Below are 22,460 nucleotides of genomic sequence, written 5' to 3' on the forward strand. Positions count from 1 at the left end.
GCGCCGTCAGAACAGCACGCTCATGAACGCGCCGACCTCGCGGAAGCCGACCCGGCGGTAGGCGGCGCGGGCCCGCAGGTTGAAGTCGTTGACGTACAGCGACACCACGGGGGCGACCTCGGCCAGCGCGGTGTTGACGACGGCGGCCATGCCGCTCTCGGAGAGCCGCTTGCCGCGGTGCTCGGGGGCCACCCAGACGCCCTGGATCTGGCAGGCGCCGGCGGTGACGGCGCCGATCTCGGCCTTGAAGACGACCTTGCCGTCCTCGTCGAAGCGGGCGAAGGACCGTCCGGAGGAGACCAGTTCGGCGACCCGGGCCTGGTAGAGCAGGCCGCCGTCGCCGGCCAGCGGGGAGATCCCGACCTCCTCGGTGAACATGGCGACGCAGGCCGGCATCAGCGCCTCGATCTCGCCGCGGTGCACCCGCCGCACCAGCGGGTCGGGTTCGACGTCGGTGACGGGCGTGGAGGTGGCCATCAGCGGCTGGTGGCCGCGCACGTCGCGGGCCGGGCCCCAGGAGCGCTCCAGCAGCGCCCACAGGGCGGCGGTGGGTTCGGCCGGGCCGACGATCGAGGAGCAGCGGCGGCCCTGCCGGCGGGCGCGCTCGGCGAACGCGCGGACGGCCTCCGGGCCGGCGTTGACGGGGACCAGGTTGGCGCCGGCGTAGCACAGCGCGTCGAGCCGCCCGTCGGCGTCGTGCCAGCCCCACATCTCGCCGCCGAGCCGCCACGGGTCGAGGCCGACGGCCTCCACCCGGGTGGCGACGAAGGCGTTGGCGACCGGGTCGCGGTGCAGGATCTCCAGCGCCTCGTCGAGGTCGGGCGCCTCCAGCACGCGGGTTGCGGCCAGTGCCCGGGCGACCTGGAACGGTCCGGGCAGCATCACACCTCGGTCGAGCACGGGAGGCACCTCTCGCAGGGGGGCGGGACCGTCCGGGGACGGCCCCGCCCGGGGAGTTCAGACCGTCACTCGGCGGCCACGACGACGGGAGCGCCGGACTCGACGCCCTCCTCCTGCATCTGCTCGGCCAGCTTCATGGCCTCCTCGATCAGGGTCTCGACGATCTTCGACTCGGGGACGGTCTTGATGACCTCGCCCTTGACGAAGATCTGGCCCTTGCCGTTGCCGGAGGCGACGCCCAGGTCGGCCTCGCGGGCCTCGCCGGGGCCGTTGACGACGCAGCCCATGACGGCCACCCGCAGCGGCACCTCCATGCCCTCCAGGCCGGCGGTGACCTCCTCGGCGAGCTTGTAGACGTCCACCTGGGCGCGGCCGCAGGACGGGCAGGAGACGATCTCCAGGCCGCGCTGGCGCAGGCCCAGCGACTCCAGGATCTGGTTGCCGACCTTGATCTCCTCGGCCGGCGGGGCGGACAGCGAGACCCGGATGGTGTCGCCGATGCCCTCGGCGAGCAGCGCGCCGAACGCCACCGCGGACTTGATGGTGCCCTGGAAGGCGGGGCCGGCCTCGGTGACGCCCAGGTGCAGCGGGTAGTCGCAGGCGGCGGCGAGCTGCCGGTAGGCGTTGATCATCACGACCGGGTCGTTGTGCTTGACCGAGATCTTGATGTCGCGGAAGTCGTGCTCCTCGAACAGCGAGCACTCCCACAGCGCGGACTCCACCAGCGCCTCGGGGGTGGCCCGGCCGTACTTCTCCAGCAGGCGCTTGTCGAGCGAGCCGGCGTTGACGCCGATCCGGATCGGCACGCCGGCGTCCTTGGCGGCCTTGGCGATCTCGCCGACCTTGTCGTCGAACGCCTTGATGTTGCCCGGGTTGACGCGCACCGCGGCGCAGCCGGCGTCGATCGCGGCGAACACGTACTTGGGCTGGAAGTGGATGTCGGCGATCACCGGGATCTGCGACTTCTTGGCGATGATCGGCAGCGCGTCGGCGTCGTCCTGCGAGGGGACCGCGACCCGGACGATCTGGCAGCCCGACGCGGTCAGCTGGGCGATCTGCTGGAGCGTCGCGTTGACGTCGGAGGTCAGCGTGGTGGTCATCGACTGCACCGAGACCGGCGCGTCGCCGCCCACCGGTACGTTGCCGACCATGATCTGCCGCGAGTACCGGCGCTTGGCCAGCGGCTTGAGCGGCAGGGAGGGGATACCGAGCGAGATCGCGGTCATGTGCGCAGTGTTTCCTCTGCAGAATTTCGGTGAGCCGACGCACGCCGCAACCGGCGCGCCCGGCGTCCAACGGTACGGCACGGCCGGGCGGCGGAGCACACCCGGCCGTGGTGGCGCGGCTAGTTGAGGCGCACCGGATTGACGATGTCGGCTGCCATCACCAGGGCGGTGAAGCAGATGAACACCCCGGCCACCACGTAGGCCAGCGGCATCAGCCGGGCCACGTCGAACGGTCCGGGGTCGGGGCGGCGCAGCAGCCGGGCGGCGCCGCGGCGCAGCGACTCCCACAGGGCGCCGGCGATGTGGCCGCCGTCCAGCGGGAGCAGCGGCAGCATGTTGAACAGGAACAGCATCAGGTTGATCCCGGCCAGCAGCTGGACGGTGAACGCGAGCTGCTGGGTGGCGGGCAGGTCCATCGCGAAGACGTCGCCGCCGAGCCGCGCGGCGCCCACCATGCCGATCGGCGAGTCGGTGTCGCGCGGGGTGCCGTCGACCACGGCGTGCCACAGGCCGGGAATCTTGCCGGGCAGCTGGGTCAGCGACTCGATGCTGTGCCGGGCCATCGAGTCCATCTGGTCGACGCTCTCGCCGAACGACAGGTGGTGCACGCCGGTGGCGGGGGTGATGCCGAGGAAGCCGGCGGTGACGGTCTGCCCCTTGATCGGGGTGCCGTCCTTCTCCTGCGCCTGGAGGGTGTTGGTCTTGATGTCGGCGCTCAGCGTGGCGAGGCTGCCGTCCTTGTGGCGGACCTCGATGGCGACGTGCTTGCCGGCCGAGTCCCGGATCAGGTTGGACAGCTGCGGGTAGTCGTGGATCGGCACGCCGCCGAAGCTCAGCACGGTGTCGCCGGCCCGCAGGCCGGCCAGGTTGGCCGGGGTCTTCTCGGCGCCGGGCTCGCAGGTGTCGGTCTTCGCGCCGACCGGCACCACGCATTCGCTGACGGACTGCACGGTGGGCACCGACTGCTGGATGCCGATGCCCATGAACAGGGTCAGGAACAGGCCGATCGACAGCACCAGGTTCATGCCCGGGCCGGCGAACATGACGATGACCCGCTTCCACGGCTTGCGGGTGTAGAACAGCCGGTTCTCGTCGCCGGGCCGGATCTCCTCGTAGGACGCCGCCCTGGCGTCCTCGATCATGGTCCGCCAGGGCGAGCTGGACCGCTTCGTTATCCGGCCGTCCGCGCCGGGCGGGAACATGCCGATCATCCGGATGTAGCCGCCGAACGGGATCGCCTTCAGGCCGTACTCGGTCTCGCCGCGCTTGACGGACCAGATGGTCTTCCCGAAGCCGACCATGTACTGGGGCACCCGGATGCCGAACAGCTTCGCGGTGGAGAGGTGGCCGAGTTCGTGCCAGGCGATCGAGAACAGCAACCCGACCACGAAGATCAGGACGCCCAACACCCACATCAGCTTGTCCACCGCGTCGCCTCCGTCGTCCTACTGCCTCAGCCGGCCGCCAGTTCGCGGGCCCGGGCGCGGGCCCAGCTCTCCGCGTGGAGTACGTCCTCCACCGTGAGCGAAGTTCCCGACTGCGGGGTGCCGTGTTCGGCGACCACCTTCGCCACAGTGTCCACGATTCCGGTGAAGGGCAGCGCGCCCTTCAGGAAAGCGTCCACACATTCCTCGTTGGCGGCGTTGAAGACCGCCGGGGCGGTCCCGCCGAGCGTACCGACCTCGCGGGCCAGCTCCACCGCCGGGAAGGCCTCGTTGTCCAGCGGGAAGAACTCCCAGGTGGCGGCCTTCGTCCAGTCGCAGCCGGGGGCGGCGTCCGGCACCCGGTCCGGCCAGCCGAGGCCCAGTGCGATCGGCATCCGCATGTCCGGCGGGCTGGCCTGGGCGAGCGTCGAGCCGTCCACGAACTCCACCATCGAATGAACGACCGACTGCGGATGGACCACCACCTCGATCCGGTCGAACGGCACGTCGTACAGCAGGTGCGCCTCGATCACCTCCAGGCCCTTGTTCACCAGGGTCGCCGAGTTGATCGTCACCACCGGGCCCATCGCCCAGGTCGGGTGCGCCAGCGCGTCGGACGGCGTGACGCCCGCCAGCTGCTCGCGGGTGCGGTTGCGGAACGGGCCGCCGCTGGCGGTCACCACCAGCTTGCGGACCTCGGCGCGGGTGCCGCCGGCCAGCGCCTGGAACAGCGCGGCGTGCTCGGAGTCCACCGGCACGATCTGGCCGGGCTGCGCCACCGCCTTCACCAGCGGGCCGCCCACGATCAGCGACTCCTTGTTGGCCAGCACCAGCACCCGGCCGGCCCGCAGCGCGGCCAGCGTCGGCGCCAGGCCGATCGAACCGGTGATGCCGTTCAGCACCGAGTGGCACTCCACCGCGGCCAGCTCGGTCGCCGCGTCCGGGCCCGCCAGCACCCGCGGCAGCGGCGCCCCCTGCGCCCTCGCCGCCAGCGCCTCGCGCAACGGCCGCTCGGCGGCCGGGTCGGCCACGGCGACGGTGTGCACGCCCAGCGCGACGGCCTGCTCGGCGAGCAGCTCCACCCGGCCGCCGGCCGCGGACAGCGCGACCACCCGGAACCGGTCGGGGTTGCGGAGCACCACGTCGACGGCCTGGGTGCCGATCGACCCGGTCGAGCCGAGGACGACCAACTCCCGCGGCCCGTCCGGGTCGGCGACGGTGGGGGTGAAGCGCAGTTGCGGATGGGCGAGCGAGTTCATGCCCCCCATTGTGGCGGGTGCGGTGCAGTGGTCACCGCCAGGCCCAGAGCTTCCCTTCGGCGTCGCCGTCCGCCGAGGTCTCCCATTCGAACACGCCCGCGACGCCGCGCAGTTCGGCGAACTCGGGCGAATCGCTCTCGTACACGATCGCGCCGCGGAAGCTGTTGCCGCCGCTCTCGGTGAACGTGCCGACGCCGTGGCCGCGCCAGCTCGCGTGCGCGCCGCCCGGGCCCATCAGCACGCCCTGGCCGGCGCCCTCCAGGGTGCCGTCCGCGCGCAGCCGCGACGTGTAGGTGCCCAGGTCCCGGACCCGGACGCCCAACAGGGTGCCGCTCGCCGCGAACGAGGACTCCACCGTGGGCGGCAGCCCGTGCTCCCCCGCCAGCACCCGCTGACCGGTGATCCGGCCCTTCTCCTCGCCGATGAGGTCGCCCAGCATGACGGGACCTCCTTCCTTCCTGCCTCCCGGCCTACGCCCGGCCCCGGGAGCTGTCAAGGCAGGCCGACGCCCCGCCGCCGCAGGCGCGGTGACGGGGCGTCAGGAAGCGGCCCGATCAGAGGTCGAGGCCGGTCAGCACCATGACCTTCTCGAAGGTGAAGTCGTCCATCGCGTAGCGGACGCCCTCGCGGCCCACGCCGGAGTCCTTCACGCCGCCGTACGGCATCTGGTCGGCGCGGTAGGACGGCGCGTCGCCGATCACCACGCCGCCGACCTCCAGCTCGCGGTGGGCGCGGAAGGCGGTCTGCACGTCGTGCGTGAAGACGCCCGCCTGCAGGCCGAAGTCGGAGTCGTTGACCATCGCGAAGGCCTCGTCGGTGGACGACGCCTTGTGCAGCGACAGCACCGGGCCGAACACCTCGGACTTCGCCAGGATCGCGTCCGCCGGCAGGTCGGCGAGCACGGTCGGCGCGTAGGCGGCGCCGTCCCGCTTGCCGCCGGTGAGCACCTTGGCGCCCTTGGCGACGGCGTCCTCGACCCAGGACTCGACGCGCTTGGCGGCGTTCTCGTCCACCAGCGGGCCCACGTCGGTGGCCTCGTCGCGCGGGTCGCCGGTCACCTGCGCCTGCACCTTGGCGACGACCTTCTCCACCAGGCGGTCGTAGACGCTCGCGTCGGCGATCACCCGCTGCACCGAGATGCAGGACTGGCCGCCCTGGTAGTTCGAGAACAGCGCGATCCGGGTCGCGGCCCAGTCGAGGTCCGCCTCGGAGCTCCAGTCCGCCAGCACCACGGCCGCGGCGTTGCCGCCGAGCTCCAGGGTGACGTGCTTGCGCGGCACCGAGTCCATGATCTGGTACCCGACCTTGTCCGAACCGGTGAACGAGATCACCGGCAGGCGCTTGTCCTGCACCAGCGCGGGCATCTTGGCGTTCTCCACCGGCAGGACGCTCCAGGAGCCCGCCGGCAGGTCCGTCTCGGCCAGGATCTCGCCCAGCACCATGGCGGACAGCGGGGTCGCCGGCGCGGGCTTCAGGATGATCGGCGCGCCGACCGCGATCGCCGGGGCCACCTTGTGCGCCACCAGGTTCAGCGGGAAGTTGAACGGCGCGATGCCCAGCACCACGCCGCGCGGGAAGCGGCGCACCAGCGCGTAGCGGCCGGTGCCGCCCGGGTCGGTGTCCAGGCGCATGGTCTCGCCGTTGGTCCGGCGGGCCTCCTCGGCGGCCCAGCGGAACACCGACACGGCACGGCCCATCTCGCCGCGCGCCCACTTGATCGGCTTGCCGTTCTCGGCGGTGATCAGCTGGGCGATCTCCTCGGTGCGCTCCGCCAGCCGCTTCGCGACGTGGTCCAGCGCGGCGGCGCGCACGTGCGCCGGGGTCGCGGCGAACACCGGAACCGCGGCGGCGGCGGCCGCGACGGCCTCCTCCACCTGCGCGTCGGTCGGCACACTGACCTTCGCCACCAGGCTGCCGTCGTGCGGGTGGCGGACCTCGAAGTCCGCCTCGCCGCTCGCCCGCTGCCCGGCCAACCAGAACTCGTACGTGGTGGTCACGGTCGCACCGGCCCCTTCCCTCGAATGCTTCGCTTTCCCGTTCACGGTAGGGGGAGGGGGACGGCTTTCCGATTGGACGGACGGGTGGAAAGCAGCCCGTCGATTTCTACGGACAGGACAGGCCCGTCCGGGGCGGGACTCAGTCCTCGCCCGCCCGCAGCGCCAGCCACAGCTCCATCCGGACGTCCGTGTCGTCCAGCGAGCGGCCCAGCAGCTCCTCGACCCGGCGCATCCGGTAACGCAGCGTGTGCCGGTGCACGCCGAGGTCGGCGGCGGCCGCGTCCCACTGGCCGTGCCGGGACAGCCAGGCCCGCAACGAGGCGACCAGGTCGCCGCGGGCGGTGCGGTCGTGGTCGCGCAGCGGACGCAGCAGGCCCTCCGCGAACGCGGTGACGGCCTCCTCGCCGAGCAGCGGCAGCAGCGAGCCCGCGCCGACCTCCTCGTGGTCGACGGTCCGGCGGCCGCCGCGCTGCGCCACCGCGAGGGCCCGCTCGGCCTGCGCGTGCGCGGTGCCGGCGTCCTCCAGGGCGGCGGGGGCGGAGACGCCCAGCGCCAGGCCCTCGTGCTCCTCCACCGCGCCAAGGCAGGCCCGGTGCACCGAACCGTTGTCCAGGGCGAGCACCATCAGACGCGGGCCGTGCGCACCGTCCTCCCGGGCCACCAGCAGCTTCTCGCCGACCTTGCCGCCCGCCTGCTCGGCGCGGTCGCCGAGCTCGCCGAGCGCCTCGGCGGCCTCCGGTCCGGGCCCGGCGGCGGCCACCAGCACCCGGACGGTGCCCTCCGGCAGGCCGCCGAACAGCCCCGCGGCCACCTGGCGGGCGGTGCCGACCTCGCCGGCCAGCACCATCCGCAGCAGCGCCGCGCCCATCTTCTCCTCGGCCTGCCGCAGCTCCCGGGAGCGCTCCAGGGTGAGGGTGAGCAGCGCGACGGCGGCGTTCAGCACGTACCGCTCGGTCGGGGTGATGCGGTCCTCGGTGCCGACCGCGAGGAAGCCGCGCGGGCGGCGGTCCGCGCCCAGCGACTGCACCACCACGTAGTCCTCGTCGGCGGTGTCGATGGTGCCCGCCCGGCCCTGCAGCGCGGCACTCGACGGCGCGGGGCGGCGGCGCAGCCGGTCCACCTCGGCGGCCAGCCGGCCGGCCCGGCGGGCGGCCCAGTCCGGGGCGACCGCGGACAGCGCGCCGGAGCCGTCGTACAGCGCCGCCCAGCCGCCCAGCCGGGCGGCCAGCCGGCGGACCACCGCCGTGGTGCCGTCCTTGCCGAGCGCGGCCCGGGTCAGCTCCTCCTGCGCCTCGAAGCTGGTGGTGACGGCCTCGTACTGCTCGGCGGCGAGGGCCGCGGAGACCGCCTTCGAGATGGCGATGAACGGCGTCGCCTCCGGCACCCGCAGCAGCGGCAGCCCGCGCTGCGCGGCGGCGTCCACCAGGGCCTGCGGCACCTCGGTGTGCGAGAGGCCGACGCCCAGGCCGAGCCCGACCACGCCGGCGTCGGCCAGCCGGTGCACATAGGCCTGCAGGCCGGCGGCGCTCTTGCCGAGCTTGATGCCGGTGGTGAGGAGCAGCTCGCCGCCCTCGAGGAACGGGGTGGGGTCGTCCAGCTCGCTGGTGTGCACCCAGCGGACCGGGCGTTCCAGGTGGTCCGCGCCGGCCAGCACCGTCAGGTGGAGCGTGCTGGTGCGGACGACGGAGGCGAGTGTGGGGGGCATGGCACCTTCGGTGGTTCGACCTGGTCGCGCCGTTGCGACCGGGCGAGTGAGGGTTCTCCCCCCATTATGGACGCTCCGGACAAGCCGATACGCCGAAATCCGCCGGTCCGTAACTTCCGTGACCCAATGCTGACCGCCCCGCGACCCCGACCTCAGTGCCGCAGGTCGACCAGCAGCGGCGGCACCTGCTCCCCCGACACCGAGGTCAACGAGATCACCGCGTGCCCGGACGGCAGGGCGTGCGCCAGGTCGGACGGCGACCAGCGGTGCCGCTCGACGTCCCGGGTGGTCACCGACTCGGTCTGCGCGGTGGTGCCCGACAGCGCCTTGCGGACCAGCCGGCCGGCCCGCCGCACGGCGCCGCCGGAGGTGTCCGGGGTGTGCGTGACCGCGGTCTCCCGGACCAGGTGAGTGCCCCAGGCCTCGGAGAACAGCCGGCCGTCCCACGGCGCGATGCCGGGGAAGGCCATCCGGTTGCCGACCGCGCCGAACAGCGGCGCGCGCAGCGCCTCCGGCAGGTCCGACAGCGTGCGCAGCAGCAGCACCACACCCGCGTTGGCACCGCGCAGCCGCTGGATCCCGCGGATCGTCTGGGCGTCCACGGCGGCGGTGGCGTCGTCCAGCACCAGGCCGGCGAACAGCTCCCGGTCGGCCCGGTCGGCGGCGGCCTGGGTGAACTGGCCCAGCAGCAGCCGCGACAGCATCCGCGCGGCCTCCGGATGGCTGCGCTCCGGCAGCTTCACCCGCACCCGCAGCGGGTGCTCCAGGGCGCGCATCGCGAACGCCGGTTTGGCGTCCGGGCCACCGGAGAAGCCCGGCGCCAGCGCGGGACGGTCCAGCAGCGCCAGCCGGTCCGCGAGCAGCGCGCCCGGGTCGTCCACCCGGCCGTGCATCCGCTCCCGCTGCTGCACGTCCGCCTCGAACTCCGGCCGCCGGCCCGACTTCTGCAACTGCTCCGCGAGCTCCGCCCAGCCGTCCGCGTCCCCGGCCAGCAGCGCGCGCAGCTCCCGCACCCCCGGGTAGCGGCCGTACGCCGCCCGGAACGGCCCGACCACCTGCTGCATCGCCGTCCGCGCGCTCTCCGCGCGCGGCGCCAGCTCGTCCGGCAGCAGCGCGTCCGCGAGGCGGGCCGCCGCCTCGTCCGGGTTCGGCGCCGCACCGTACAGGTCCAGGCCGTACGGGGCGGACGGGTCGCCGGGGGCGATCACCACGTCGTACCAGTCGTCCGGGCCCAGGTCCGCGTCGGACGCCCCGACCACCACCGCACAGGCCGCACCGGCCAGCGCCTGCAGACACAGCGCCTCGGCGACCGGACGGGCCAGCGCGGCGGTCTTGCCGGTACCGGCCGGGCCGACCGCCAGCAGCGAGGTGCCGAGCAGGGCGGGGTCCAGCGCGAAGCCCGCGTTGCGGTGCGTCGGCGGGTTCTTCGGCACGTCCTGCGCGGTGCCCAGCCGCACCTGGCGCACCATCAGGTCGTGCCGCGCGGCCCGCCCGCCCGGCAGGTCGCGCTGCTCGGACGGGTGCGCGCAGGCGGCCGCACCGCGACCGGCCACCTGCGCGGCGAACTCGTGCCGGCCGGCCGCGTCCGCGCCGACGCTCCGCCAGGCCTGGTGCAGCCGCACGTAGTCCACGTCCCCGACCGGCTCGCCCTCCAGCCGCCGCACCGCCTCGCCGGCGGGCCGCAACTCCGCCCACACGTCCACCACGGGCGCGGCCTCGGGCTCGGGCGGCACTTCGGTGACGGTGCGGGAGACCAGCGGCCGCAGGAAACGGCGGCCGACTTCGCGCCAGCGGCCCATCCGGCCGAAGATCCTGATGACCAGGGCGATGACCAAGAGGTTCACCAGCAGTGCGAGCAGGATGGTGGGCGTGGTCGGCAAGTCACCGAGTCCCAGCATTCCGAGGCCGGAGAGCGCGAAGCCGCGGCCGTAGATGAAGACGAACCAGGCCACCACCAGGTTCAGCGCCGCCCGCAGCAGCAGCGGCCCCGCCGGGGTCTCGGCGTCCCCCGCCTTCTTCGGGTCGTACGGGGTGTGGTGCTGGCGGTAGATGCCGGGCGGGGCCTGGGGGCGGGGGGCGGTGGCCCAGGTGGGGAGGTGGAAGGGGGTGCGGGGCGGGGGGAGGTGGGGGTGGGCGTGCTGGGTTCGCGCGTCGTTCTGTTCCACTTCGGGCCCCTCCTACGTTGCCGGCGGTGCCGGACCCGCTCCGCCGTCCCGCCGACACACCCGGGGCCAATGTAGTGGAGGGAGCGGGGGCGGGAGCCGATCTTCGGCCACTGGCCGCGCAGGACAATTCGTACAGCGCAGCAGTACCGAGTGGCGCATGCCCGCCGAACGGGGCCGGTCGTAGCCTGCGTCTACCGCGCCTTGAGAACTTGGAGATGACAGATGAGCGCTGCAACGCCGCTCCCGCAGGAGCGCCGCCTGGTCACCGCGATCCCCGGCCCGAAGTCGCAGGAGCTGCAGTCGCGCAAGCTCGGTGCGGTCGCGGCCGGCGTGGGCACCACGCTGCCGGTGTACGTGTCGCGCGCCGGTGGCGGCGTGCTGGAGGACGTGGACGGCAACAGCCTGATCGACTTCGGTTCGGGCATCGCCGTCACCAACGTGGGCAACAGTGCCGCCGCCGTGGTGGAGAAGACCACCGCGCAGCTGGCCGCGTTCACCCACACCTGTTTCATGGTGACCCCGTACGAGGGTTACGTGGCGGTGGCCGAGGCGCTGAACGAGCTGACCCCGGGCGACCACGAGAAGCGCACCGCGCTGTTCAACTCGGGTTCCGAGGCCGTCGAGAACGCGGTGAAGATCGCCCGCGCGTACACCAAGCGCCAGGCGATCGTGGTGTTCGACCACGGTTACCACGGCCGCACCAACCTGACCCTGGCGCTGACGGCGAAGAACATGCCGTACAAGCAGGGCTTCGGTCCGTTCGCCCCCGAGGTCTACCGCGTGCCGGTGGCCTACCCGTACCGCTGGCTGACGGGTGCGGAGAACGCCGCGTCCGAGGCTGCCGCGCAGGTGATCGAGGCGATCAACAAGCAGATCGGCGCCGAGAACGTCGCCGCGATCATCATCGAGCCGATCCAGGGCGAGGGCGGCTTCATCGAGCCGGCCAAGGGCTTCCTGCCGGCGATCGTGGAGTTCGCGAAGGCGAACGGCATCGTGTTCGTCGCGGACGAGATCCAGACCGGCTTCTGCCGCACCGGCCAGTGGTTCGCGTGCGAGGACGAGGGCATCGTCCCGGACCTGATCACCACCGCCAAGGGCATCGCGGGCGGCCTGCCGCTGTCGGCGCTGACCGGCCGCGCCGAGATCATGGACGCCGCGCAGACCGGTGGTCTGGGTGGCACCTACGGCGGCAACCCGGTGGCCTGTGCGGCTGCGCTGGGCGCCATCGAGACGATGAAGGAGCAGGACCTCAACGGCAAGGCGCAGCGGATCGGCGAGATCATGCTGGGCCGCCTGCGGGCGATGCAGGAGAAGTTCGACATCATCGGTGACGTCCGCGGCCGCGGCGCGATGATCGCCGTCGAGCTGGTGAAGCCGGGCGGCAAGGAGCCGAACGTGGAGGCCACCGCGGCCATCGCGAAGGCCTGCCACGCCGAGGGCCTGGTGGTGCTGACCGCCGGCACCTACGGCAACGTGCTGCGCTTCCTGCCGCCGCTGGTGATGCCGGAGCACCTGCTGATCGAGGGCCTGGACATCCTGGAGTCGGCCTTCGCGGGCGTCTGACCCTCGGGCGATTCCCCCTGAGCGACGCGGGGGCCGGACGGAAGCGGATCCCGTCCGGCCCCCGCGTTTCGTCTTCTCCGGCCCTGCGTCCGCCGCTGCCCGGCCTGTTCCCGTTCTCCCCCCTCCTCCCGTTCGCCCCGCCGACCCCGTGCGTTCGTCCCGCCGGTCCCGCGCGTTCCGGCTGTTCGGTCCCGTGCGTGCGGCCGTTCGGACACCGGGTGGAGGTTGCCCCGCCGGTGGTGAAGATGCTGTGCACGAAAGCCTGTCGGCCGTTGGTGCGCCTCGGCTTTGACGTACTGTCATCACAGATGGACAGCGAACCTCAACCACTGCCCACATCGCCGTCCGCCGTCGAGGCGGGCGCACTGGACCGATCGACCGGCCGTCCCGCCCACACCCCCCGGGCCGCACGGCGCGGCGATCGCCTTGGCCGCCCCGGAGCTCTCCCCCCTGCTCCGGGGCGGCCTGTTTTTGCTGTTCTGCCCATGACACTCGCGGTGCTGCTGGTGGCGATCTCCTGGCAGGTGGCGGTGGACGGCCCACTGCTGGGAGTGGACACGGCGGTGCGCGACGGGGTGCGGGAGCTGCGCGGGGCGCTGCATTCGGCACTGCTGAACCGTCTCGGGGTGGCGCTGTCCGATCTCGGCGGCGGGGTGCCGGCGGTTCCGGTGCTGCTGGGGTCTGCGGGGCTGGCGGCCTGGCTGGCCCGGCGGGACGGCCGGCCGCGCTGGTGGACGCCGGTGCCGGTGGCGGTGCTGGCGGCGGTGCTGGTCCCGCTGCTGGTGGTGCCGGCCAAGGCGTGGTTCGCCCGGCCGGGCCCGTTCGGGCTGCCGCTGGCCGCGGACCAGTGGGGCTGGTACCCGTCGGGGCACACCGCGACCTCGGCGATCGCGTACGGGACGGCGGCGCTGCTGCTGGCCCGGGTGCTGCCGCCGTCGCGGGCCCGGCAGGTCGGACGGGCCACCGTGCTGGTGTGCGTGGGGGTGGGCGCCGGGCTGGTGTGGAGCGACTTCCACTGGCTGCTGGACGTGCTCGCCAGCTGGTGCCTGTCGGGCCTGCTGCTGCTCGGCCTGCACCGGCTGCTGCCGAGACTCGCATCGAGCTGACTGCCCGTCAGGCTGCGGTTCGGTCCAGACCATTGACGCCTTCCCGGCTCGCGCGCACCCTGTTCCCCACCCATCAGCACGCGATCGCCGGGAGGCGAATGTGCGTTCCCCAGTCATGCCCATGACGCGTTTCTCGGTGGCGGCCTCGCTGCTCGCCCTCGCGGTGACGGCACTGCCCGCACCCGCGACCGCGCTGCCCGCACCCGCGGCGACGGCGGCCGCCGCCCCGATGCAGGTCTACGGCGCCTGGCACTGCAGCGACGACGCCTGCACCTGGGCGAAGGTCCGGGACATGGCGCAGTTCGACGCCGCCAACCACTGGCTGGTCGACCGCGGCGACGGCCGGCCCTCGGTGAACGTGGTGGTGCTGAGCTTCGTCAATCCGCTGCGGCTGCTGAACGGCACCGACGACGCGGGGGACGCCGCGGGCGTGCCGGTGGGCATGAACCAGCAGGTGGTGGACTACTTCACCGCGCGCGGGATCCGGGTGATGCTCTCCATCGGCGGCATCACGTACACCGGCGACTGGGACTCCGCGCTGGCCCAGGACGGCGGCCTGCTCGGCCGGAAGGCGGCCGCGCTGGCGTCGAAGCTCGGGGTGGGCATCGAGATCGACTACGAGAACAGCAGCAGTCCGAACCTGACGGGCCTGCAGGCCTTCGTGGACGCCTACCGGGCCGTCCACCCGTACGACGCCTCGGGCGCCGACCCGACCGCTCGGCTGACCATCGACGTGGCGGCGGGCGACCGCTGGCTGATCGGCATCGACCAGTACGCCACCGCGCACTGGCTGACCACCGCGAACCCGGTGCTGGACTACGCGAACGCGATGGTGCCGAACAGGCAGCCCTCGGCGTCCACGGCGATCGCCAACTGGCAGGAGCACCTGGACGGCAAGCCGACCTACAACCCCGCCATTCCGCCGCTGGCGCCGGCCAAGTTCACCGGCAGCCTGTACATCGCGGAGGGCTCGCAGGTCCGCCCGGAGTGCACGAACTTCGCCAACTCGGTGCAGAGCGCGACGGGCAGCTGGGTGCAGAGCGCCGCGCCGAACGGCGCGGGCACCAGCGCGGGACTGCTGGGCTTCATGTTCTGGGCGGCCGAGAAGCCCTCGACCCGGGGCGTGACCACGGCGCCGCCGAACAGTTGCCAGGGCGGTGTCGGCGCGGGGGCGACGGCGTTCTCGGTGCCGGTGCCGATGCCGCCGCTGCGGCAGGGCTGAGCGGGCGGCCGGTCAGTCCTCGTCGCCGGTCAGGCGCTGGACGGTGCCGGCCTCGCCGCTCTCGCGCTGCCAGGCGACCACCAGCTCGTCGCGGGTGCCGAAGCGGACCAGGTGGCGGCCGACCACGTCCTCCAGTTGGGGCAGGTTCTCCTCGGCGCCTTCGACGGCGAGCAGCAGCGCGCCGTCCTCGGCGGTGAGTTCGGCCTGTCCGGCGCCGAAGGTGAGCGTGCCGCGGCCGGTCTCCTCGGACCAGTCGGCGGGGATCTTGCGGCCCATGTGGGCGGCGAGCTGCTTGGCGTAGCGGCCGGGGCGGTCGGTGGCGACGCGGGCGGTGGAGCGGGCCATGGCGGTACTCCTCGTTGGACACGGGTGACTTAGGTTGACCTAAGTTACTCGATTGCTGAGCCAAGCTCAACATATTTCCGGGAGCAGGCCCAGGCCGCCCCCGGGCCGCCCGCTAACCTTTGCCCATGACCTCCCCCGGCCCCGCCGACACCGCCGCGGAACTCGCCGACGCCCTCACCCGGGCGATGAAGCGGATCCGCCGGCGGACCATGCAGCGGCTGGAGCCGTACGGCATCACCCCCGCCCAGGGCCGGGCGCTGCGCACACTGGCCCACGCGCCCGGCTGCGAGAGCGCCGAAACGATGCGGCTGAGCGAACTCGCCGAGCGGCTGCGGATCGCGCCCCGCTCGGCGACCACCGTGGTCGACGCGCTGGAGGAGGCCGGCCTGGTGGCCCGCACCCCGGACCCGGCGGACCGCCGTGCGGTGCGCCTGGTCCTGACGGCCGCGGGGCACGGCGCGCTGGAGCGGATCTCGCAGGTCCGGCACGAGGTCGCGCAGGAGTACTTCGGCCCGGTCAGCGCTGCCGAGCAGGACGCCCTGCTGCGGGCGCTGCGCCGCGCCGAGGAGGCGTACGAAGCCGGGCCCAGGCCGTAGCGGGCACCGCGCCCAGCCCGATCCCGGCGATCACCAGCACCGTCGCCGCACCCGCGAGCAGGCTGAACCGCTCGCCGAGCAGCAGCGCCGCCGAGGACATCCCGAACACCGGCACCAGCAGCGAGTACGGGGCGACCACCGACGCGTCGTAGCGGCGCAGCAGGTGGCTCCAGGCGACGAACGCGAACAGCGTGGAGACCAGGCCGACGTACAGCACCACGCCGACGCCCGCCCAGCTGATGGCGCGCAGTGCGGCCCAGTCGGCGTCGGGGCCCTCGACCAGCAGGGACAGCGCGAGCAGCGGCAGCGGCGGCACGGCGGAGACCCAGACCATCCAGCGCAGCGCGTCCGGCGGGGCGGCCTTGCGGGTCAGCACGTTGGCCAGGCCCCAGGCCATGGCCGAGCCGATCAGCAGCGCGAACGCGCCGGCCGGGCCGTGCACGCCGTGGTCGACGGCGGCCAGCGCGATGCCCGCGAAGGCCAGTGCGAGGCCGGCGATCCGCAGCGGGGCGGGGCGTTCGCGCAGCAGGACGGCGGCGAACAGCGCGGTGAAGCCGGCCTGGCCCTGCAGCACCAGCGAGGACAGTCCGGCGGGCATGCCCGCGTGCATGCCGAGGAACAGCAGCCCGAACTTCACCACGCCGAGGGCCGTTCCGACGCCGAGCACCCAGCGCCACGCCACCCGGGGCGGGCCGACGAAGAACACCGCGGGCAGGGCCACGACGGCGAACCGGAGCGCGCAGAACAGCAGCGGCGGGAAGTCCTTCAGTCCGACCTCGATCAGCACGAAGTTCAGGCCCCAGACGGCGGCGATCGCCACGGCCAGGGCGATGTGGCGGGCGCCCATGGCGGCGGACGGGGACGGCAGGGCGGGGGATGACGGCATGGTCAGACCTTCGCGCACCCCGACCGTTCAGCACCAGCGACAGTTTCTCGGGTTCACCGTTTAGCATCGCTGCATGATGGATCTGGGACGCCTGCGCGCCCTGCACGCGGTCGCCGTGCACGGCTCGGTCGGCGGCGCCGCGGCGGCGCTCGGCTTCACCCCCTCAGCGGTCTCCCAGCAGATCGCCAAGCTCGAACGCGAGACCCGCACCGTCCTACTGGAGCGTCAGGGCCGGGGCGTGCGACTCACCGACGCCGCGCACCGGCTGGCGGACACCGCGCAGCGGGTGCTGGCACTGGTCGAGCAGGCCGAGGTGACGCTGGAGGAGCAGCGCGGCCGGGCCGCCGGGCGGCTGCTGGTCGCCTCCTTCGCCACCGCGGCGCGCGGTCTGCTGCCCGGCGTTCTGGCCGAACTCCACGACAGCTGCCCGGAGTTGGAGGTCCGGCTACTGGAGAGCGACCCGTACCCGGCGGCCGAGCTGGTGGCCCGCGGCGAGGTGGACCTGGCGGTGGTGCAGGACTGGGCGTCGGTGCCGCTGCCGGTGCAGGACGGCCTGGACCGGCTCGACCTCGGCACCGACCCGGTCGACCTGCTGCTGCCGGCCGCCCACCCGCTGGCGGCGCTCGACGCCGTCCCGGTGACGGAGCTGCGCGGGCAGCGCTGGACCAGCGTGCCGCCGGGCAACATCTGCCACGACTGGCTGCTGCACACCATGCGCGGGATCGGCGAGGAGCCCGATGTGCGCTACCTGGTCGGCGAGTTCGAGACCCAGATCGCGCTGATCGCGGTCGGGCTCGGCCTGGGCCTGGTGCCGCGGCTGGGCCGCGGTCCGCTCCCGCCGGGGGTGGTCGCCCGCCCGGTCACGCCCGAGCCGTTCCGCCGGGTGTACGTGCTGTGGCGGGCGCAGACCTCGCGCCGCCCCGCCGTCACGGCCGCGCTGGACGTGCTGCGCCGCCACTGGGCCGCCCTGGACCTCCGGGCCGGGCAGTTCGCCTGACGTCAGGTCAGTCCGATCACCAGCCACATGAAGCCGACGCCCAGCACGGTGCAGGCGAGGGTGGTGCGCGACGGGTGGGGGCTGTGCGCCTCGGGGAGGATGTCGGAGGTCGCCAGGTACATCAGGAAGCCGGCGAAGAAGCCCAGGTACAGGCCGAGCAGGTGCTCGGGGATGGTGAACAGCAGGGTGATCCCGGCGCCGGTGACGGGTGCGACGGCGTCGGCGACCAGCAGGGTGACCGCCCGCCGCCGGTTGTTCCCGTACAGCCGGGTGAGGGTGTACGTGTTGAAGCCGTCGGCGAAGTCGTGGGCGACGACGGCGATGGCGACCACGGTGCCGACGGTGGTGCCGGCCTGGAACGCGGCGCCGATCGCGAAGCCGTCCATCATGCTGTGCAGCACCAGCGCGGAGGCGGCGGCGAGTCCGACGCCCTGTTCGCGGTGCCGGTGCCCGGGCCCGTGGCCGTGCCCGTGGGTGTGGCTGTGCGCGGCGTACTCGCCCTCGTGGCCGCGGTGGATGGCGACGGCCCGTTCGACGATGTGGATGAGCAGGAAGCCGGCGGCGAACATCAGCAGCGCCTCGGGGACGCCGTGGAGTTCCTCGGGGGCCTGGGCCATCGCCTCGGGGAGCAGGTCGAAGGCGACCACGCCGAGCATCAGTCCGGCGGCGAAGCCGAGCACCAGGTGGCGGCGGTCGCCGGTGCGCTGGGCGACGAAGCCGCCGATCAGGGTCATCAGGAAGGCGCCCGCGGCGACCAGCACGGCGGTCAGTTCCGGCCTCCCCCGGTTCGTGCCAGGGGCCGGACGGCTGCGCGGACCGCTGCCCACGGTTGCCCAGTCGTCCGGCCCGGGCCGGACGGTGCCGGGCCCTGCACTCCACTGTGCGGGGCGGCGGGCCGGGCCGCCGCCCGGGCGGGCCGTCGGGGTGACACGCCATCATCCTGACGAGCCGTCAGCCGTCTCCCGCGGCACGGTAGATCGCGGCGAGCTGCGGGGCGCCCTGCTCGGCCCAGCCGGTGCCGAGGGCGGTGACGTCGAGTTCGAACCCGGTGGCCAGCACCATCAGCGGTCGGCCGTCGGCGGCCAGCCGCCAGGTCGAGCCGGGGATCCGGCGGCGGATCACCGTGCCGAGGTACAGGCCGGCGTCGGTGCCCAGCCACCGGGAGACCTGCGGGTCGTCGCGCCAGCGCGGCAGCAGCTGGTCGAGCGCGGTCAGCGAGTCGACGGTGTCGTCGAGCCTCACCCCCGAGGCGTCGGCGAGTTCGCGCAGCAGGCCGCACTCGGCGTACATCGCGGCCATCGCCCGTTCGCGGGCCTGCTCGGCGGTGTGCCGTTCTGCGTTCTCGGCCGGGCGCCGGTCGGACCGGCGGCCGAGGTATCCGTTCTCCACGGTCCAAGCCTGTCACTCCGGACGGCGCAACGGCCGAAGGCCGGTCGGGACCCGCCGGGGCTCCCGACCGGCCGTCAGGCGGTGAGCGGCAGCGACAGGTGGGTGAGGGCGAGTTCGCGGATTCCCTGACCGTCGATCAGGTGGATCCGCTGGTGGCGTTCCTCGGCGGTCAGGTCGACGGCCTCGTCGGTGAACCGGCCGCAGGTCATCCGCAGGCCCCGGTCCGCGCCCTCCTCGCGGACGGCCTCGGACAGCGTGGCGATCTCCTCGGCGGTGACGGGCGCGGGCCCGCGGGACGCCCACACCACCCAGCGGCCGGGCAGCCGGCTGCCGGGCTGCCCTTCGGCGGTGGCGACCAGGCCGGCCGGGCCGCGCAGCCGCACGCTCCAGTCCTCCAGGCCGCCGGCGGTGAGCACCGCCCGGACCAGCAGGGCGAATTCGCCGGGCGAGAGCTCGCCGAGCGCGGGGACCGCGGCGGCGGCGCCGCCCCACGGCACCACGGCCTCGTCGCCGTACGGGTCGGGGGTGATCACGGCGGCCAGGGCGCGCAGCCGCAGCAGCGACTCGTCGTGCTCGGCGTCCGCGTACACGCCGTCGTCGCCGAGGTGCCCGGAGTCGGGGACGAGGCGGGTGCGGGCCAGCGCGTCGCGGTCGGCGTCCACGCTGAGCAGGCAGCGCGGGGGCCGGCCGGGCTCGCGCAGCCAGCCGTTCAGCACCACTCCGGCGAGGACGTCGTCGGTGTCGACGGCGTCGGCGGCCTGCAGGGCGCGCAGCGCGAGGCGGGCGGCCAGGCGCAGGTAGTCGGCGCGGACGTCGGCCTCGGGGCGGTGGACCGGCTCGACGGCGCCGTCCTCGGTGAGCCGGTAGCCGGACAGCGCGGGGACGGTGTCCAGCGGCGGCAGGTCGAGGTCGAGGACGGCGGTGCGGGTCAGCGCCCGGAACACCGCGCGGCAGGGGGCGGGCAGGTCGCGGGTGGAGCCCTCGGCGGCGGCCAGGGCGCGCTCCAGCAGCGACTCGACGGCGGCGGGTTCGGCCTCCCGGTAGGCGCGGCGGCACTCCTCCAGGCTGTCGTTGTACTCCTGCACGGCGCGGGCCCGGGCCCGTTCGGCCTCCTCGTGGGCCTGCCGGGCGGCGGCCGCGCCGCTGTCGGCGAGGTCGGCCTGCCGGGTCCGCCACTCGCGCAGCGCGCGCTGGTGGCGCAGCCGGGCCTGGGCGAGTTCGCGCTGGTAGCCGGAGTCGAGCAGGCGGCGCGAGCGGGGCTGGTCGGGGTCGGCGTCGGCGGGCTCGGGCGGCGCGAAGTCGGCCCAGGCGGGCTCGGGTTCGCTGTCCGGCGCGGCGTCCGGGTACGGCTTGGGCCGGTAGCTGCGCAGCTGGCTCTCGAAGTCCATCGCGGAGACCGGCTGGGCGGCGCGGCGCAGCAGGTCGGCGAGGCGTTCGTGGTCGGCCTGCACGGCGAGGGTGCGGTGGTGGGTGAGGGCGGCGGCCCGGCCGTGCGCGGCCACCGGGTCGTCCGCGGGGGCGGGCTCCGGTTCGGGTGCGGCGTCGGGCGCGGTGCGCGGGTGGACGACGGCCGCGGCCTGCGGGGGCCCCGGGTGGGCGTACTCGCCGGGCGCGGCGTCGTCGGTGCGCGGGAGCGGCTCGGTGGGCGGCTCGTCCTCGTCGGCGCCGAGGTCGCGGAAGAGCGAGGCGAGGAAGCCGGGCTGGAGCACCGTGGCGGTGCCGTCGGCGCGGCCATCGGATGGGTGCTGCATCGGCGGTCGTTCCCCCTGCTCGTCCGGCGCACGTCGGAGGGCCGCCGTCGGCGGGGCCCGAGCAGCATTGTCCCCCGTCCGGGGCTCCGGGTCAGCCAACCTCCGGGGTTTGGCCGACCGTTGACACCGGATCGGCCGACCGCCCCGGCTCCGGTGCGGGCCGGGGCGGTCGGCGCGGACCGCGTCGCGGCGGTCAGTTGGTGCGGGTGTTGGTCAGGTGCAGCCCGATGTAGCCGACGTAGATCCGGCCGCTGCCGGAGCAGTCGTCCAGGTAGTGCACCCGGGGGGCGGTGCCGCCACCGCCGATCCGCAGGTGGGCGCCCATGAACGCACGGCAGGACGAGTCGACGACGGCGGGGACGGGCAGCATCCGCTGGCGCTTCCACTTGCCGTGGCTGGCGACGGTGCGGGACTCGCCGCGGACGGCCTTGCGCGGCGGGAAGCGGTGGCAGCCGGGCGGGGTGTGCTCGCACCACTGCTTGAAGTCGCCGCCGGCCTCGCCGCGGACGGCGGCGTCCGCGTACTCCTGCAGCGCGGTCAGGCCGTCCCAGGTCAGCCGGGCCCAGCCGGGGCCGTCGGCCTGGCCGTCCAGGGCGAGCGTCTCCTTGCTGTCGCCGGTGAACTCCAGCAGCGGGAACTCGTGGAAGCGGTCGACCAGTTCGCCGAAGCTGGCCGGGTCGGTGCCGCACCGGGAGCGGCGCGGGGGGCGGGGCTGCTCGATCCGCAGCCGGCAGCGTTCCAGCCGGACCGCCGGGTGCGCGGGCCGCTCGGGGGGCTTGCGCGCCTCGGGCGGCAGCCACAGCTGCGGGACCGCCGCCAGCGGTGCGGGCAGGGCGAGTCCGGCGGCCACCCGGCGCGGTTCGCGGGCCAGCAGGGCGGCGGCGCGGCGCAGGTTCTCGTCGATCCGCTGGCGCGGCAGGACCGGGTGCCGGGCGGCGTCCGCGCGGGACGCCGGGTCGACGTCGGGCAGGAAGGTGCGGATCGCCCCGCCGTACACCTTGTGGAATTCGAGGGCCAGGTTGAACCGGGGCAGCGCGGTGTGCCCGAGCACGTACATCGAGGCCAGGCCGGGGAGTTGGCGCAGCAGCGGACCGAGGACCGTCTCCTGCCACTCCTCGATCGGCACGGCGGGCGGGACGCTCGCCACCACGGTCGGCAACTGCCGTTCCGGGTCGCACAGTTCGTCGATCAGATCGTCCAGGTCGGCCGGTCCGAGCACCCGCGGGGCGACCGCCAGCGGCACCGGGCCCTCGGCGGCGTCCAGCAGCGGCAGCAGCCGGCGGACGAGTTCCGGGACGGGGACGCGGCCGTGGCCGGCCAGGGCGGGCCCGGAGGGCAGGTGTTCGGCCTCGACGCGCAGCCGGGTCGGGCCGTCGGCGTCGTCGGAGGCGAGGACGAGGGTCAGTTGGTCGGTGCCGTGCGGAGCGGGCGTGCGGAGTCTGCGGCGGCTGTAGCGGGCGTCGGGGCCTCGGCCGGGCAGCGGTCCGCCGTCGCGGTCCAGCAGTACCCGGTCGCCGAGCCGTAGTCGCTCCGGCGGGGCCCCGTGGTCGCGGGGCGGGGGCTCGTCGTGCCCCTCCGCCTTCAGCCAGGCGGCGAGCAGGTCGTCGACGAGGGCGGTCGTGTCGTGGTGCGGGCGGGGTGTCGCGGCCGTCAGCCGGTAGGGCGGCTGGGCGTGGTCGGTGGGCATACGCGGAACCTCCCGAGGTGCGGTGCTGCGGTCTGCGAGTCCTCCTTCCGGTGCCGTCCCGGATCGTTGCTTCCTGTTACTAGGAGACGAAGTGACCCGGAGCGGAAGTTCCAAGTCCGGCCCCGGTTCCTTCGTTCGAGTGTCATCGGACGGCTACCCGAACTCCATCCGCGCCGCCTCTGCTACCCGCACGCCCGCGGTTGATGCAGTGTCCCGATCCGCTGTCCGATCCCGTTCCCCCA

19 protein-coding genes are annotated in these 22,460 nt (G+C 74.1%); 5 read left to right on the forward strand and 14 right to left on the reverse strand.

What is annotated here, in order from left to right; genetic code table 11:
• Positions 1–6: 6 nt before the first annotated feature.
• From ACFV1L_RS26355 to ACFV1L_RS26390, 8 genes are all read right to left on the reverse strand, one after another.
• Positions 7–882, reverse strand: a complete 876-nt coding sequence (locus tag ACFV1L_RS26355; RefSeq protein ID WP_380370128.1) for a GNAT family N-acetyltransferase — start codon at positions 880–882, stop codon at positions 7–9.
• 83 nt (positions 883–965) lie between these two features.
• Positions 966–2,126 (reverse strand): flavodoxin-dependent (E)-4-hydroxy-3-methylbut-2-enyl-diphosphate synthase, encoded by a 1,161-nt coding sequence (ispG, locus tag ACFV1L_RS26360; protein ID WP_380370077.1) that lies wholly within the window; start codon positions 2,124–2,126, stop codon positions 966–968.
• Between the two features lie 119 nt (positions 2,127–2,245).
• Positions 2,246–3,553 (reverse strand): M50 family metallopeptidase, encoded by a 1,308-nt coding sequence (locus ACFV1L_RS26365; protein WP_380370080.1) that lies wholly within the window; start codon positions 3,551–3,553, stop codon positions 2,246–2,248.
• Positions 3,554–3,579: 26 nt separating this feature from the next.
• Complete coding sequence (dxr, locus tag ACFV1L_RS26370) at positions 3,580–4,809, reverse strand: 1-deoxy-D-xylulose-5-phosphate reductoisomerase (protein ID WP_380370082.1); 1,230 nt, start codon at positions 4,807–4,809, stop codon at positions 3,580–3,582.
• Between the two features lie 31 nt (positions 4,810–4,840).
• Entirely contained in the window at positions 4,841–5,248 is a 408-nt protein-coding gene (locus ACFV1L_RS26375; protein ID WP_380370085.1) for a hypothetical protein, read from the reverse strand.
• A gap of 115 nt (positions 5,249–5,363) precedes the next feature.
• Positions 5,364–6,806, reverse strand: a complete 1,443-nt coding sequence (locus ACFV1L_RS26380; RefSeq protein WP_380370088.1) for an aldehyde dehydrogenase family protein — start codon at positions 6,804–6,806, stop codon at positions 5,364–5,366.
• A gap of 139 nt (positions 6,807–6,945) precedes the next feature.
• Positions 6,946–8,511, reverse strand: a complete 1,566-nt coding sequence (locus tag ACFV1L_RS26385) for a PucR family transcriptional regulator (RefSeq protein ID WP_035866641.1) — start codon at positions 8,509–8,511, stop codon at positions 6,946–6,948.
• A gap of 152 nt (positions 8,512–8,663) precedes the next feature.
• On the reverse strand, positions 8,664–10,676 hold the full coding sequence (locus ACFV1L_RS26390) for an ATP-binding protein (protein ID WP_380370090.1): 2,013 nt from the start codon (positions 10,674–10,676) through the stop codon (positions 8,664–8,666).
• A 222-nt stretch (positions 10,677–10,898) separates the two neighbouring features.
• On the opposite strand from ACFV1L_RS26390, the gene gabT reads away from it, so the two are divergent.
• The 3 genes from gabT (at position 10,899) to ACFV1L_RS26405 (ending at position 14,567) form a co-directional block, all read left to right on the forward strand.
• Positions 10,899–12,239: a 4-aminobutyrate--2-oxoglutarate transaminase gene (gene gabT, locus ACFV1L_RS26395; RefSeq protein ID WP_380370093.1), complete on the forward strand. Its 1,341-nt coding sequence runs from the start codon at positions 10,899–10,901 to the stop codon at positions 12,237–12,239.
• A 485-nt stretch (positions 12,240–12,724) separates the two neighbouring features.
• Positions 12,725–13,345 (forward strand): phosphatase PAP2 family protein, encoded by a 621-nt coding sequence (locus ACFV1L_RS26400; protein WP_380370095.1) that lies wholly within the window; start codon positions 12,725–12,727, stop codon positions 13,343–13,345.
• A 121-nt stretch (positions 13,346–13,466) separates the two neighbouring features.
• Positions 13,467–14,567 carry a glycoside hydrolase family 18 protein gene (locus ACFV1L_RS26405; RefSeq protein ID WP_380370097.1) on the forward strand — a complete coding sequence of 367 codons (1,101 nt, stop codon included), beginning with the start codon at positions 13,467–13,469 and terminating at the stop codon, positions 14,565–14,567.
• 12 nt (positions 14,568–14,579) lie between these two features.
• Here ACFV1L_RS26405 and ACFV1L_RS26410 read toward each other — a convergent pair whose 3' ends face one another.
• Positions 14,580–14,912 carry a DUF2218 domain-containing protein gene (locus ACFV1L_RS26410; protein WP_380370099.1) on the reverse strand — a complete coding sequence of 111 codons (333 nt, stop codon included), beginning with the start codon at positions 14,910–14,912 and terminating at the stop codon, positions 14,580–14,582.
• 125 nt (positions 14,913–15,037) lie between these two features.
• On the opposite strand from ACFV1L_RS26410, the gene ACFV1L_RS26415 reads away from it, so the two are divergent.
• Complete coding sequence (locus ACFV1L_RS26415; protein WP_380370102.1) at positions 15,038–15,508, forward strand: MarR family winged helix-turn-helix transcriptional regulator; 471 nt, start codon at positions 15,038–15,040, stop codon at positions 15,506–15,508.
• On the opposite strand, the gene ACFV1L_RS26420 is transcribed toward ACFV1L_RS26415, so the two are convergent.
• On the reverse strand, positions 15,429–16,355 hold the full coding sequence (locus ACFV1L_RS26420; RefSeq protein WP_380370131.1) for an EamA family transporter: 927 nt from the start codon (positions 16,353–16,355) through the stop codon (positions 15,429–15,431). The two genes, ACFV1L_RS26415 and ACFV1L_RS26420, sit on opposite strands and share 80 nt — an antisense overlap.
• Before the next feature lie 112 nt (positions 16,356–16,467).
• Here ACFV1L_RS26420 and ACFV1L_RS26425 point away from each other — a divergent pair, with 112 nt between their 5' ends.
• Positions 16,468–17,391, forward strand: a complete 924-nt coding sequence (locus ACFV1L_RS26425) for a LysR family transcriptional regulator (RefSeq protein WP_380370104.1) — start codon at positions 16,468–16,470, stop codon at positions 17,389–17,391.
• A 2-nt stretch (positions 17,392–17,393) separates the two neighbouring features.
• Here the strand turns inward: ACFV1L_RS26425 and ACFV1L_RS26430 are convergent, their stop codons facing one another.
• From ACFV1L_RS26430 to ACFV1L_RS26445, 4 genes are all read right to left on the reverse strand, one after another.
• Positions 17,394–18,125, reverse strand: coding sequence for a ZIP family metal transporter (locus ACFV1L_RS26430; RefSeq protein WP_380370134.1), 732 nt, complete (start codon positions 18,123–18,125; stop codon positions 17,394–17,396).
• 217 nt (positions 18,126–18,342) lie between these two features.
• A complete protein-coding gene (locus ACFV1L_RS26435) occupies positions 18,343–18,780 on the reverse strand; it encodes a DUF6278 family protein (protein ID WP_380370106.1) in 438 nt (145 codons plus the stop codon).
• 74 nt (positions 18,781–18,854) lie between these two features.
• Entirely contained in the window at positions 18,855–20,531 is a 1,677-nt protein-coding gene (locus ACFV1L_RS26440; RefSeq protein ID WP_380370109.1) for a restriction endonuclease, read from the reverse strand.
• A gap of 193 nt (positions 20,532–20,724) precedes the next feature.
• Positions 20,725–22,218: a hypothetical protein gene (locus tag ACFV1L_RS26445; RefSeq protein WP_380370111.1), complete on the reverse strand. Its 1,494-nt coding sequence runs from the start codon at positions 22,216–22,218 to the stop codon at positions 20,725–20,727.
• Positions 22,219–22,460: the final 242 nt, after the last annotated feature.

This window comes from Kitasatospora sp. NPDC059646 (assembly GCF_042734615.1).
Lineage (GTDB): Bacteria > Actinomycetota > Actinomycetes > Streptomycetales > Streptomycetaceae > Kitasatospora.